Source organism: Paenibacillus sp. JDR-2 (assembly GCF_000023585.1).
GTDB lineage: Bacteria > Bacillota > Bacilli > Paenibacillales > Paenibacillaceae > Pristimantibacillus.
This window is the reverse complement of record NC_012914.1, coordinates 4981751-4994766: the sequence shown is the minus strand read 5'-3', so window position 1 is coordinate 4994766 and position 13016 is coordinate 4981751. Positions and strand designations below refer to the sequence as shown.

8 protein-coding genes and 1 pseudogene are annotated in these 13016 nt (G+C 48.6%); 7 read left to right on the top strand and 2 right to left on the bottom strand.

Annotated features, from left to right (window positions below):
* Positions 1 to 8 precede the first annotated feature (8 nt).
* Positions 9 to 626, bottom strand: a pseudogene (locus PJDR2_RS33760) (AI-2E family transporter); the annotation flags it as partial.
* A gap of 216 nt (positions 627 to 842) precedes the next feature.
* Here PJDR2_RS33760 and PJDR2_RS21850 point away from each other — a divergent pair.
* Positions 843 to 2246, top strand: coding sequence for a polysaccharide deacetylase family protein (locus tag PJDR2_RS21850; RefSeq protein WP_015845898.1), 1404 nt, complete (start codon positions 843 to 845; stop codon positions 2244 to 2246).
* A 495-nt stretch (positions 2247 to 2741) separates the two neighbouring features.
* Here the strand turns inward: PJDR2_RS21850 and ilvD are convergent, their stop codons facing one another.
* Positions 2742 to 4427, bottom strand: a complete 1686-nt coding sequence (gene ilvD, locus PJDR2_RS21845) for a dihydroxy-acid dehydratase (protein ID WP_015845897.1) — start codon at positions 4425 to 4427, stop codon at positions 2742 to 2744.
* Between the two features lie 228 nt (positions 4428 to 4655).
* Between ilvD and PJDR2_RS21840 the strand changes: the two genes are divergently transcribed.
* From PJDR2_RS21840 to mglC, 6 genes are all read left to right on the top strand, one after another.
* Positions 4656 to 6308 carry a response regulator gene (locus tag PJDR2_RS21840; RefSeq protein WP_015845896.1) on the top strand — a complete coding sequence of 551 codons (1653 nt, stop codon included), beginning with the start codon at positions 4656 to 4658 and terminating at the stop codon, positions 6306 to 6308.
* Positions 6305 to 8065: a cache domain-containing sensor histidine kinase gene (locus PJDR2_RS21835; RefSeq protein WP_015845895.1), complete on the top strand. Its 1761-nt coding sequence runs from the start codon at positions 6305 to 6307 to the stop codon at positions 8063 to 8065. The genes PJDR2_RS21840 and PJDR2_RS21835 overlap by 4 nt, the downstream gene beginning before the upstream one ends.
* Positions 8062 to 9045 (top strand): substrate-binding domain-containing protein, encoded by a 984-nt coding sequence (locus PJDR2_RS21830; RefSeq protein WP_015845894.1) that lies wholly within the window; start codon positions 8062 to 8064, stop codon positions 9043 to 9045. Before PJDR2_RS21835 ends, PJDR2_RS21830 begins: the two co-directional genes overlap by 4 nt.
* A gap of 141 nt (positions 9046 to 9186) precedes the next feature.
* The gene (locus tag PJDR2_RS21825; RefSeq protein ID WP_015845893.1) at positions 9187 to 10203 is read left to right on the top strand and encodes a galactose ABC transporter substrate-binding protein; all 1017 of its coding nucleotides are present in this window, start codon (positions 9187 to 9189) and stop codon (positions 10201 to 10203) included.
* 138 nt (positions 10204 to 10341) lie between these two features.
* Positions 10342 to 11859: a sugar ABC transporter ATP-binding protein gene (locus PJDR2_RS21820; protein ID WP_015845892.1), complete on the top strand. Its 1518-nt coding sequence runs from the start codon at positions 10342 to 10344 to the stop codon at positions 11857 to 11859.
* A 30-nt stretch (positions 11860 to 11889) separates the two neighbouring features.
* Complete coding sequence (mglC, locus tag PJDR2_RS21815) at positions 11890 to 12906, top strand: galactose/methyl galactoside ABC transporter permease MglC (protein ID WP_015845891.1); 1017 nt, start codon at positions 11890 to 11892, stop codon at positions 12904 to 12906.
* Positions 12907 to 13016: the final 110 nt, after the last annotated feature.

The following is a 13016-nucleotide window of genomic DNA, read 5'->3' as shown; positions in this document are numbered from 1 at the left end:
GCGAAAATAACGAGGAATGTAATGCTCATCATTTTTGCCTGAGCCTTCACATAAGCTCCAATTCCTTTAAATACATTTTCTCTAAGGAAGAAGAAAGCTTTTTTGAACGTGTTAGGTGTTTTGTCATTGGCGGTTTTCTTCCAAATTTTAATCTCGATGCTGAGGAAGTACGCCAAAATAATCCCGATTACGAAGTTGAACAAAAAAGTAGAAAAAGACGAAATATATCCGATCAAACCGGTGAAAATAATATTGGCTAGCTTCGGCAAATATTCGGTTGCTCCGTTGATGTACTCGGTAATCCTTTCGACCCATTCGGGAGGAAGAGCCTGGAGCTTCTGCTGAAACACACTGGAGTCATCTTGCACTTGCTCCTTGAACAGCTCTTGGTACTGCGGCAATTTCACCTTAATGAAGTCGGCGCCTTGGCTTGTAATGATGTAGGCTAGTCCGGAAAAAAGGCCAATAATAATAAGGGAGAATACCAGGACCGATATGCCGGAAGCGATCGATTTTTTAATCCCGATTTTGTTCAGCCGCTTGGCCAGCGGTTCGATACACAGGTAAATCACAAATGCAAAGAAAATAGGTGTTGCGATTTTGTACAGATAGCTGAAGGCGAACATAACCAGATAGACGGTAAGGGCAATAAGCGCTATGTCGAATGCGGTACGCCAGTATTTCTTGTAAAACGGAAGCATACAATAATCTCCTCTCGTACAGGAATCAAATCCCTGTTGTGATTGTACTATAATTTTTAAAACGATGCCTATAATTAATGCTCATATGGTACAATTAAAGGTATCGTGTTTATAACTTTCATAAACGGTGGGGAATACAAAATGTTACAATTGCTGCTTTGGGCATTTTACTTCTTGTCCTTGTATGCCTTTATCCCTGCGCTAATCAGCCGTGTTTTCGGATTCCGTGTATTCAAGAAAGGCCATGTTGCAAGCGAGATCGCTTTAACCTTCGATGATGGTCCAGATCCTGAATATACGCCCCAGCTGCTTGATCTGCTTGCCCGTTATAAGGCGAAAGCCACTTTTTTTGTAGTAGGCTCACATGCAGAGAAGCATCCGGAAATACTGCGGAGAATGCATGAGGAAGGTCATATAATCGCTATTCATAATTATGTTCATAAGACCAACTGGTTTATGAGGCCAAAGACGGTCCGCAGTCAGATCGATCGTACCTCAGACGTAATACGGGAGGCCGTCGGAATCCGTTCCGCTTTTTATCGGCCGCCATGGGGGATTGTTAACGTATTTGATTTCATGAACCGCAATAAGATGCAAATCATATTGTGGTCGGCTATTTTCGGGGATTGGAACGTTAAGCTTGGCGCCGAGCGTCTTAAGCAGAAAATGATGAAGAAGATGCGTCCCGGAGAGGTACTGCTGCTTCATGATTGCGGCCGTACGCCAGGCGCGGATCCAACAGCACCGGCGAATATGCTGATTGCCCTTAAAGCTTATATGGACGAAGCGACGAAGCGGGGCTTTCGGTTTGTCGGCATAGCGGAGATGATGAAATTGTCAGACAAAACGCCTAAACGTTCCGTGATAAAGAACGCAATGGTTGGAGCATGGCTCCTCTACGAGAAGCTGTACCACGTTGTTTTCCGGCTGAAAACGGTGGGGGGCGAGGATGCGGTATTCCATTACCGTGTTATCAAGTACCACGGGGAGCCCGTTAAGCTGGCGGATAACGGGTACTTAAAGAACGGAGACAAAATTGTAGAGCTGCACTTCGACAACAAGATGCTGTCTTCGATTTCTTTGCAGTCGAGCTCGCCATTATCCACTGGTATTCGGCTGCTCCGGGAGATGGAACAGGCATTGCCGGCTCTGGCGAGAACGCTTGCTAAAGATCCGGATGTAGAGGGAGTACGCGCGATTTATGGCGTGACCATGATCCATCGCGGCGCGGACCGGTTGGGGTTCCAGGTGGAGCCGCTGCCGGATGGTATGTTCGCGCGTGCAACACGGATATACTTGAAGATCCTTACTAGCGTTCTTACCAATAAGCAGCGAAATGCAAGAGGTAAAGCAAAGCGGGATTCCATCAAGCCTCATATGCTGCTGATGCCGCTGGAGCAGCTTCTGATGTTCGCCGTAAACGGCGCACATGCTTCCACGACGAAAGGCGTTAAGCCTCATCAGGAAGTGGCTGCGGCGAAGTCGGCACCTTCCCTTGAAAATTCGGATGCTTCCGAAATGGACAGCAACCCGTCAGTTATCTAAAAAAAGCCTGGCAGTCAACGACTGCCAGGCTTTTTTGTCCCTTTTTCTGCTTCTTAATTCCTTAACGATGTGCCATATCGCTAAGCCACTCATTCGTACCATTTTGAACCATCCTAACGATGCCGCAGGTTGTGTGGGGATTTATCTTGCCCCAATTTGTGTAGCAAAGTGGAGTGAAGATATTTTGTAACGTAGTGCTATAACTTGAACTTAGAAGTCAGGCGCAGTATATTCCTTCTCCCCCCAAGGAGCAGAATGGAGTCAGCGACGTGGCTATTGCTGCTGCAGTTTGCTCCAACGGAGCAGAAGAATATTTCTGGAGAAGCGGAGCGTTCGCTTTTGTGAGCAGATTCCAACCGATATTCATTTGATTCAAGGAATCTGCGAGCAATGGCGATCGGAAGAAATATTCTTCTGTGGAGTGCTGCATGCTACAAACAATCCAAAAAAAGAAAAGCAGCCCCAAAAGGAGCTGCTCAACTCAAATTCTGCGAACTACATCTTCATTACGCCGCCCATACTTGCATTTGTAACCAGGTGGGAGTAACGAGCCAAGTAGCCGCGTTTGATTTTTGGTTCGAAGCCAGGCCATGCGGCGCGACGTTTTTCCATTTCTTCGTCGCTGATCATCAGAGTAATTCCACGATTGTTCATATCCAGCTCAATGATGTCGCCGTCTTGAACAAAGGCGATTGGGCCGCCTTCAGCCGCTTCCGGAGATACGTGACCGATACTGATCCCGCGGGATGCGCCCGAGAAACGTCCGTCAGTGATGAGGCCGACTTTAGTGCCAAGACCCATACCAACGATTTGCGATGTTGGAGCAAGCATCTCCGGCATGCCAGGACCGCCTTTAGGTCCTTCGTAGCGAATAACGACAACATGGCCTTCTTTTACTTTGCCGCTCGAGATGCCTGCAAGAGCATCGTCTTGGGAATCGAAGCAAATAGCAGGTCCTTTATGGTAGCCGCCAACCACTTTGTCGATAGCACCGACTTTAACGATCGAGCCGCCTGGAGCCAGATTGCCGAACAATACAGCCAGACCGCCTCGTTCGCTATGCGGGTTGTCGATCGTACGGAGAACATCTGTATCTAGGATTTCACAGCCTTCAACATTCTCGCGAAGTGTTTTACCGGTAACAGTTATACGTGTACCATCCATTGCGCCATCTTTTTTGAGCAGCTCATTAATAACGGCGCTTACGCCGCCTGCAACATGAACATCTTCGATGTGGTAATCGGATGCTGGAGCGATTTTCGCAAGATGCGGAACGCGTTCTGCGATTTCATTGATACGTTCGATTGGGTATTCGATACCAGCTTCATGCGCAATAGCAAGCGTGTGCAGAACGGTATTTGTTGAACCGCCCAAAGCCATATCAAGAGCAAATGCGTTGTCGATTGTTTCTTTTGTCACGATATCACGTGGTTTGATGCCAAGTTCGATCAGTTTCATCAGCTGGCGAGCCGATTCTTTAACGAACTCTTTACGCTCGGGCGATACAGCAAGAATCGTACCGTTACCTGGCATTGCAAGGCCAAGACCTTCTGCCAGACAGTTCATCGAGTTTGCAGTAAACATGCCGGAGCAAGATCCGCAAGTCGGACAACCGAATTGTTCCAATTCAGTAAGACCTACTTCATCAATTGTGCCAGCGATATATTGGCCTACGCCTTCAAATACGCTAGTCAGGGAGATTGCACGGCCGTCGGATGTTCTGCCGGCTTTCATTGGTCCGCCGCTTACGAGCATGGTTGGGATGTTAACACGAAGGGCACCCATCATCATGCCTGGCGTAATTTTGTCGCAGTTAGGAATGCAGACCATACCGTCGAACCAGTGTGCGTTAACTACTGTTTCTATGGAGTCCGCAATAATTTCACGGCTGGCAAGCGAGTAACGCATCCCGATGTGACCCATCGCGATACCGTCGTCTACGCCGATTGTATTGAATTCGAACGGCACGCCGCCTGCTTCGCGAATTGCTTCTTTAACCAATTTGCCGAACTCCTGCAAATGAACATGACCTGGAATAATATCGATATAAGAGTTGCAAACCGCGATAAACGGTTTACCGAAATCTTCTTCTTTTACGCCTGCTGCCCGCAAAAGACTGCGGTGTGGTGCGCGGTCAAATCCTTTTTTGATCATGTCTGATCTCATTTTCTTAGGCGCCATGCTAGTCCCTCCCATGTAATGTCATACCTTTGAGTTTATCATATCGGACAAACCTTGGCTACAAGAGCAGAAGCCGTGAACGGTCGTAAATGCTTGTAAAACAGAGCAAATTAGGCTTATTATGGTCATTACGCTTTAACAGTCTACAATTTTCGACAAATTTAATGTTATCGTCTTTTTATTTGTGGCAAAATGAGTACTGGTTTGATGAAGGAGGAAACAGACGTCATGTATAAACTTCTGCTTGTTGATGACGAACCGGAAGTAACGGAAGGCCTCATGATGGAGATTGACTGGGAGAGCTGCGGCTTCTCTGAGGTGAAGACCGCCGGGAACGGGAAAGAAGCGACAGAGCTTATTGAAAAAATGGAGCCGGATGTGCTCATTACCGATATTAGCATGCCCTATATGAACGGCCTCGAGCTTGCCGATTGGGTGAAAAAAATGTATCCCATTACCCGTGTCGTCATTCTGACCGGGCATGATGAATTCGAATACGCCAAGCAGGCGATTAATTTGCAGGTAGAAAACTACCTGCTGAAGCCATTTTCGGGAAGTCAATTAACGGAAACGGTGCTTCAGGTAAAGCAGAGGATGGATGAAGAAAGGGAGACGCGGAACAACGTCGAGCTTCTGCAGGAGCATTACCGCATGACTTTGCCTATTGTCCGCGAAAAGTTCCTCTCTTCCTTAATCACCCGCCATCAGTCGTTAGCAAGCATCCGAGAAAAAGCGGAGAAATACGGTATGGAGCTCGATGGTGAAGGTTATGTCGTATCCGTAATTTCCGTTCTCCATTCGGACAAGCCGGAGGAAGAGCTAGATCCTCTTCACGCGGTCTCCTCGATCAAGGACCTTGATTTGAAATTGTTCTCCATAACGAACATTGCGGGAGAGATTTGGACCAGACACCAGCTAGGCAAAGTATTTATCCATCAGGATCAAGTTGTCCTGTTCACGGTTAGTCCGGATGGCCGGGACGAAGAGGTGATGGAGGCAACCCAGGATGCGCTGAAGGAAATTTTGCAGAGCATCGAAAGATTTCTGAAGCTGCCCGTCATGATTGGAGTCGGGACTTTCACCAGAGATATTCGCAGCCTGAAGTATTCGTACGAGGCGGCAGAGGTAGCGCTTGATTACCGCAGAATTCTCGGGATTAACCAAATTATTTGCATCGACGATATGGAAGAGCGCGTGCAGGAGAAGCTGATCTTTGACGAATGGAAGGAGCAAAACCTGGTCCGGTCCATTAAGGTGGGGACTGAGCTGGAGCTGGCCGAAGTCATTGACGAGCTGTTTGATGATCTCGCGCGCGTGCAGGCTCCAGTGCAGGTTCATAACTTCGAGCATTATTTGCTCGAGATGGTAACGGCTATTATCAAGTTGTCCAAAATGATCGACGACGGGAAAGACAAAGACCCTATCTTTGCGGTTGGCATATTGGATCAATACCAGAAGCTAAATACGCTTAATGAAACCAAAGCTTGGTTCACCGATCTTTGCGGCAAAGTAAGGAGTCGTATTGCGAGCCGCAGGCAGCATTCGTATAAGCATATCGTAGAGGAAGCTATTCAATTTACGAAAAGCAATTTCAATGACAGCGAGCTCTCTATAAACGTAGTCTGCGCGCATCTTCATATTAGCACGGGTTATTTCAGCAGCCTGTTCAAAAAAGAAGTGAAGATGACCTACGGCGCATACCTGCTGCAGCTGCGCATGGAAGCGGCGAAGGAATATCTAAGGACAACGGAACTGAAAACCTTCGAGATAGCCGACAAGGTTGGATTTGCCGACCCGAACTATTTCAGTCTGTGCTTTAAGAAATACGCAGGAGTGTCCGCGAAGGAATACCGAAGCGGCTTAACGGAGTTTTCCAAATGAACAGCGGGAACAGCAGAAGCATCCAATACATTTTGTCCGTCTCCTTAATCCTGTTCTCGGTCTTTATTATTGTCGTTGTAAGTACAGTGCTGTACAGCCGGTTTGCCGCTACGGCGGAGGAGAACGCCTTCCGCAATTCGCAGCAGATTGTCGATCAGGTCAGCTACAGTCTGGAAAATAACGTGCAGGCGACATCCGATCTGTTCAATATGATGTACCACACGATCACGCAAAGCGGCGATGTGGACTCGGAGAGTCTTCACCGCCAGCTGGCAACGATGATGTCTACCCGCGCGGATACGGTATCTCTTGCTTTATTCGACGACAAAGGGCAGCTCGTCATGGACCTGCCCGACGTTACGATGAAGAACGCTCTGGATGTCACCTCGGAAAGCTGGTTCCAGAGCGCGCTGGATACGCCAAGCCATTTGTCCATCTCGCTGCCGCATGTGCAAAATCTGTATAAGGAGCAGTTCAGATGGGTCGTTTCGCTTAGCAAAAGTATTACGATGATTCATAACGGCAAGCCCATCCAAGGCGTTCTGCTGCTTGACGTCAACTTCAACACGATTGATGAACTATCCGACAGAGTTAGCCTCGGCGAGAAAGGTTATGTCTACATTCTTGATGAATCGGCGGGCAACATCGTTTATCACCCCCAACTGCAGCTTATTTATGCCGGACTGAAAAACGAGAACGTTGAGCTTGCGCTCAAACATACTTATGGCAGCTATATCGACAAAACCTCCAGCGCTACCAAAATCATCAGTGTTCAAACAATCGGCAACGTAGGCTGGAAGGTTGTAGGCGTGTCCTACAGGGATGAAGCCATGACCTCCATTTCGGAGCTGAACAGATCCATGTTTCAGCTCCTTCTTGCTTTAATATTGATTGTTGTGCTGCTCTCGAGCATCGTCTCGCGGCGGATATCGAAGCCCATAAAGCAGCTGGAGCTGTCCATGAAAAATGTAGAGCACGGCAATTTCGAGCAGACGGCTATTGGAGAAGGGCCTCTCGAAGTCCGGCAGCTGGCCGACCGCTTTAATATTATGATCAGCACGATCAAGAAGCTGATGAGGCAGATCGTAACGGAGCAGGAAAGCAAACGGACGTATGAGCTTGAAGCTTTGCAGGCCCAGATTAATCCTCATTTCCTGTACAATACGCTCAATTCGGTTGTTCGCATGGTAGGGATGAACAAGAACGAGGAAGTTACCACGATGATCACTTCTTTATCGAAGCTGTTTCGGATCAGTCTCGGCAAAGGGAAAAGCATCATTACGATTGCCGATGAGCTTGAGCATGCCCGGAACTACCTCGTCATCCAGCAAATGAGGTTTAAGAACAAGTTCGATTTTTCGATTAAGGCAGACGGGGAGGTCTTGAATTACGCCACTCTGAAACTAATCGTACAACCGCTCATTGAGAACGCTCTTGTTCACGGCATCGAACCTTCGGTAGACAAAGGTCATATTTGGGTCGAGGCCAAGGTTGATTGCGACGATATCGTTATTGAAGTAAGAGACAATGGTCTAGGCATGAGCGAGGAGCGGCTGAAGCAGGTAACGGCCGGTCAAGTGACCAGCTCCAAGGGCTCGGGTGTAGGCGTCATGAACGTTCAGGAGCGGATTCGGTTATTTTACGGTCAGGCGTATGGTCTTCATTTCGCAAGCGAGCTTGAAGAAGGAACAACCGTTACGATCCGATTCCCGGCCATGGAACTGAAGCAGGCGGAAGGGAGGGAGCAGGGAGAATGAACCGGAGACAACGGATGATAGTAAGTGTATTACTTGCTGGGACAGCCCTCGTTCTGCTTATTTCCGCTTTCAACCCGGGAATCCTGGAGCGGAAACAGAAACCTTCGGATATAACGATTCAAGTTATTTTACGGTCAAGCGAGGGCGATTACTGGCAAAATGTCATGCTTGGCGCACAGGCGGCGGTTAAGGAATTTGGCATTACGATGTACACCACCGCTTCGTATGATGAAACGGATGCGGACGGGCAGATGCAGGCCGCAAGGCAGGCGCTTGCAACGAAACCCGATGCGATTGTGCTTGCCGCAAGTGATGATGAGATATTTGCCCCATTCCTGAAGGAGGCGGCAGAGCGGCAAATTCCGGTTATTGCAATCGACAGCGTGCTTACCTCGGGGAAGACGAGATCGTATATCGGTATGGATAACTACGAAGCAGGCGGACAAGCGCTCCGCGAATTAGCTGATCAGCTCGGACGGCAAGGCCAAATCGCGATTATCGCCCATGCAGCAGGGGGGATTAACGGCAGGCTAAGAGCACAAGGTATTCTTGATGCTGCCTCCAGATACCCGAATATCCGTATCGTTGACCAGGTGACTTGCAGCGGCGAACAAGATATTTGCAGCCAGACGGTAGCTGAGGAGCTGCATAAGCGGCAGCTGGATGGCATTATCGCTTTGAACACGGAGGCCTCGATTGGTGCGGCAATGGAGCTGAGGAACGAGCAGGCAGGGAATCTTGTTAAGCTTATCGGCTTTGACAGCTCGCCGGAGCTGCTGGAGTTATTGCAAGAGAATCAGCTGCAAAAACTTATCGTGCAAAATCCGTTTAGCATGGGGTACCTCGGAATGAAATATGCAATGGAGGCCGCGCTTGGCCATAAAGTCCCATCCCGGGTCGAGATTCAAAACAAGCTGATCGACAAGAAAAACATGTTCTGGAAAGATAACCAGAAGCTGCTATTCCCTGTCGTTCAGTGATTAGAAACTGATGAGAATATTAATAAAAAAGATGAGAATATTAGATTCGAATCCATTTCAAATTTCGACATAATAAGGATGCAGCAAGCAAGCAATACGGCAAGCTCGCATTACTTAATTCACTCGGGGGGTAATACAGAGATGAAAAAATGGACAGTGGCTCTCGTAGCGGGAGCAATGGCACTTACGGCAGCAGGTTGCTCGAACTCGAATAACGGTGGCACCGGCGGCGGAAGCCTTCCTAAAACAGGCGTAGCGATTTACAAATTTGACGACACATTTATGAGCGGTGTGCGGAACTCGATCAGCAAAGCAGCTGAGGGCAACGTTAAGGTTGATATCGTTGACAGCCAAAACTCCCAGCCGACTCAAAACGATAAAGTTGACTTGTTCATCACGAAAAAAGTAAAAGCAATGGCGATTAACCCGGTTGACCGTACGGCAGCAGGCGTTATTATCGACAAAGCTCAAAAAGCGGACATTCCAGTCGTGTTCATTAACCGCGAACCGCTCGCTGATGACCTTGCGAAATGGGACAAAGCGTTCTTCGTAGGCGCAAAAGCGGAAGAGTCCGGCACAATGGAAGGCGAAATCATCGCCGACTACTGGAAGTCGCATCCTGAAGCGGACAAAAACGGCGACGGCGTTCTTCAATACGTGATGCTGAAGGGCGAACCGGGTCACCAAGACGCTGAGCTTCGCACGAAGTTCTCCGTTCAAGCGATCGAAGATGCAGGCATCAAGGTTCAAAAGCTGGCTGAAGATACGGCAATGTGGGACCGCGTTAAAGGCCAAGAGAAAATGGCAGCCTTCTTAGGTTCCCATGGCGACAAGATCGAAGCGGTTCTCGCAAACAACGATGACATGGCACTCGGCGCAATCGAAGCTCTGAAAGCAGCAGGCTACTTCAAAGGCGACAAAAAAATGCCGGTTGTAGGCGTTGACGCAACGGACCCAGCTATGCAAGCACTGAAAGACGGCACGATGCTTGGTACGGTTCTGAACGATGCTGATAACCAAGGTAAAGCTACGGTTATGCTGATGAAGGTTCTGGCAGCAGGCGAAACTCCTACTAAAGAAAACACGGGCTATGACATTACGGACGGCAAATACGTTTGGATCCCTTACCAAAAGGTAACGCAAGAGTCCGCTAAGTAATTGCTTAGACAATAACAAGCTTTTAGAAAAATAAAAATAACGAAACGAAAACAGGGAGCGACAACCGCACTTCCGTCGCCCCCTGTTTTTTTGTACCTTGCTTCTTGGATGGGAGCCGGATTAAAGGAGGCTATATTAATGGCAGAGCAGCATCCTTATTTGCTTGAGATGAACAATATTACGAAGACGTTCCCTGGCGTTAAAGCACTGGATAACGTAACGCTGAAAGTTCGGCCGGGTACGGTTCATGCCTTGATGGGCGAGAACGGCGCGGGCAAATCAACACTGATGAAATGCTTGTTCGGGATTTATCATCCGGATGCGGGCGAGATTTTCCTCAATGGACAAAAAGCAGATATCAAAAACTCGAAGGACGCTTTGAACAGCGGCGTATCCATGATTCACCAGGAGCTTCATCCGGTGCCGCAGCGCAGCGTAATGGAGAACATTTGGCTTGGCAGATTTCCGATGACGGGCGTTCGTCCGTTACGGTTTATTGACCATAAAAAGATGTACAAAGACACAGCTCAATTGTTTGAAGATTTGAACATGGACATTGATCCGAACCAGCTTGTCGGCGAATTGTCGGTGTCCAAAATTCAATCGCTTGAAATTGCTAAAGCCGTGTCGTTCAACTCGAGAATTATCGTCATGGACGAACCTACTTCTTCCCTGACTGGCAACGAGGTTGAGCATTTGTTCGCGATTATCAACAAGCTGCGTGCACGCGGCGTAGCCATCATTTATATTTCGCACAAAATGGAAGAGATTTTGCGTATCTCCGACGACGTAACAATCATGCGTGACGGTAAATACATCGGAACCTGGGAATCCAAAGAGCTGACCATCGACATGATCATCCAGCGCATGGTAGGCCGCGATTTGTCGGAGCGTTTCCCGGAACGCACGAACGTACCGGGAGAGGTTATGCTCAAGGTTGAAGGCCTTACTTCCATACTCCCCCATTCTTTCAAAGACGTATCCTTTGAACTTCGCAAAGGCGAAATTCTTGGTGTTGGCGGCCTTGTCGGCGCACAGCGTACCGAGTTGATGGAAGCCTTGTTTGGACTTCGTTCCGTGAAATCCGGCGCGATCTACAAAGACGGCAAGCAAATTACGATCAAATCCCCGATCGATGCGAAAAAGCATAAAATCGCGCTACTGACGGAGGAACGCCGCGTAACCGGTATTTTCCCGGTGCTCAACATCACCGAGAATACGGCGATCGCCAACCTGGGCCTGTACAAAGGACCGTTTGGTTTCTTGAATGAATCGAAGATGCGCGTTGAAGCGAAGAAAGGCGTAGAGAAGTTCAGAACCAAGACGCCGTCGGTTAACCAACTGATCCGCAACCTGTCTGGCGGTAACCAGCAAAAGGTGCTTCTAGCACGCTGGCTGCTGACGGATCCGGACATTCTGCTCTTGGACGAGCCGACCCGCGGTATCGACATCGGCGCCAAATACGAGATTTACCAGATCATTATCGAACTTGCGAAGCAAGGAAAGAGCATCATTATGATTTCGTCTGAAATGCCTGAGCTTATTGGTATGTCCGACCGGATTATGGTTATGTCGGAGGGCCGCGCAACGGGTATCCTCGATGGCAAAGACGCGACAGAACAAAGCATTATGAGGCTGGCCGCTCAGACGGGCTAATGATGAGGATTTGAAGGAGGATTAACACTCATGGAAGCTACAAAAGGTTCAAGAGCTAGGAGTATATTTTCACAAAACGCGATCTGGATCGTTCTGATCCTTCTCATCGCTGCCATTACGATTATGGACACGAACTTCCTGTCCATTACGACATTCCGGGATATGCTCGTTCAATCGTCCACGCGTCTTATCATCGCGCTAGGCGCAGCGTTTGTCCTGATTACAGCCGGAACGGACTTGTCGGCCGGCCGCGTAGTAGGCCTTACTGCTGTCGTATCCGCATCGCTGCTGCAAAAAGCGGAATATGCGAATCGGTTTTTCCCTGATCTGCCGCATCTGCCAATGATTCTTCCGATCATTATCGCGGTCGTTGTAGGTCTCATTGTCGGTTTGATCAACGGTGTTATCGTATCGAAATTTAATGTTCCGCCATTTATCGCAACGCTGGGTACAATGGTTGCCGTATATGGTGCGAACTCCCTGTATTTCGATATGCCGCCTAACCAATCGCAGCCAATCGGCGGACTTCGCAATGACTTCAGCGAACTCGGCACGGGTTCGATCGGCAGCGGTGACTGGTCTCTGCCTTACATCGTATTGATCGCGATCTTCGTAGCGTTTATCGTATGGGTTGTCTTCAACAAAACGACGCTTGGCAAAAACATGTACGCGATCGGCGGCAACATCCAAGCCGCTCACGTATCCGGTATTAATGTAGCAAAATGCCTCATGTGGATCTACGGTATTGCCGGCGCTTTGTATGGTATGGCTGGTGTTCTGGAAGCAGCGCGTACCGGCGGCGCAACAAACAACTATGGCAATATGTACGAGCTTGATGCGATCGCGGCCTGCGTAGTTGGCGGCGTATCGACAACAGGCGGCGTTGGCCGCGTGAAAGGCGTTATCGCAGGCGTATTGATCTTTACCGTAATCAACTACGGTTTGACATACATCGGCGTGAGCCCTTACTGGCAGCTGATCATCAAAGGTGCAATTATCGTTGTTGCGGTAGCATTCGACATCCGTAAATATGTAGCAAAGAAATAGTTCTGACTTCTGCGGTGAAGAACCTGCAGGAAACGTGCTTGGATAAAGCGCGTATCCTGCGGGTTCTTTGTTATTTTGACACGAAAACCGTAAATACGACATGATTATGT

Excerpts from the sequence above, each read along its gene's own strand:
- PJDR2_RS21830 (WP_015845894.1), top strand. The coding sequence starts at position 8,062 with ATGAACCGGAGACAACGGATGATAGTAAGTGTATTACTTGCTGGGACA.
- mglC (WP_015845891.1), top strand. The coding sequence starts at position 11,890 with ATGGAAGCTACAAAAGGTTCAAGAGCTAGGAGTATATTTTCACAAAAC.
- PJDR2_RS21850 (WP_015845898.1), top strand. The coding sequence starts at position 843 with ATGTTACAATTGCTGCTTTGGGCATTTTACTTCTTGTCCTTGTATGCC.
- PJDR2_RS21835 (WP_015845895.1), top strand. The coding sequence starts at position 6,305 with ATGAACAGCGGGAACAGCAGAAGCATCCAATACATTTTGTCCGTCTCC.
- PJDR2_RS21825 (WP_015845893.1), top strand. The coding sequence starts at position 9,187 with ATGAAAAAATGGACAGTGGCTCTCGTAGCGGGAGCAATGGCACTTACG.
- PJDR2_RS21820 (WP_015845892.1), top strand. The coding sequence starts at position 10,342 with ATGGCAGAGCAGCATCCTTATTTGCTTGAGATGAACAATATTACGAAG.
- PJDR2_RS21840 (WP_015845896.1), top strand. The coding sequence starts at position 4,656 with ATGTATAAACTTCTGCTTGTTGATGACGAACCGGAAGTAACGGAAGGC.
- ilvD (WP_015845897.1), bottom strand. The coding sequence starts at position 4,427 with ATGGCGCCTAAGAAAATGAGATCAGACATGATCAAAAAAGGATTTGAC.